Here is a 505-nt window from a genome sequence, read left to right as displayed (position 1 = left end):
TGGCTGTTCGCGTTCGATCCCAGCCCGCGCAGCCTTATGGCGTTATTCGACGTCCTGATCGAATACGAACGTGATCCGGAAAGCGGGTTCACCAGTTGGCACGCAACGCAAGTTCTACGAGGCCTCGCCCATCACCTGTGCGCAAATGCCGAGTCTCGGCGAACCGCAGGGATCTTGAGCGGTATTGCGACGACGTCCTAGCGAAAAAGGTTGTCGTCGGCACGCTCGAACGTGCGGCCGTCGAACGATACCGGCATGACTGTGACACCGCAGGCGCTCGCGGCATCTACTGGGACGATGAAGATTTCGAACGAACGATTTCGTTTGTTCAGCTTTTGAAGCATTCGACCGGGGAATTCTGCGGCCACCCGTTCATTCTGAAGCCCTGGCAAAAGTTCGTCGCCGGGAACCTGTTCGCCTGGAAGAACAAGGACACCGGTTTCCGCCGGTTCCGCGAATGCTTCATCAGCATGGGACGCGGCAACGGTAAGTCGCCGTTCATGGC

2 protein-coding genes are annotated in these 505 nt (G+C 58.2%); both read left to right on the top strand.

Features of this window, described 5'->3' with window-relative positions; genetic code table 11:
* Positions 1 to 201: hypothetical protein (locus tag OSO_RS51805; protein ID WP_010581602.1), on the top strand; the 201-nt coding region annotated here is incomplete at its 5' end.
* Positions 138 to 505: terminase large subunit domain-containing protein (locus OSO_RS51800; RefSeq protein WP_010581601.1), on the top strand; the 368-nt coding region annotated here is incomplete at its 3' end. The genes OSO_RS51805 and OSO_RS51800, both read left to right, overlap by 64 nt.

Origin of the sequence: Schlesneria paludicola DSM 18645 (genome assembly GCF_000255655.1) — a bacterium.
Classification (GTDB): domain Bacteria; phylum Planctomycetota; class Planctomycetia; order Planctomycetales; family Planctomycetaceae; genus Schlesneria; species Schlesneria paludicola.
The sequence above is the reverse complement of the archived record's forward strand: the minus strand, read 5'-3'. Positions and strand labels throughout refer to the sequence as shown.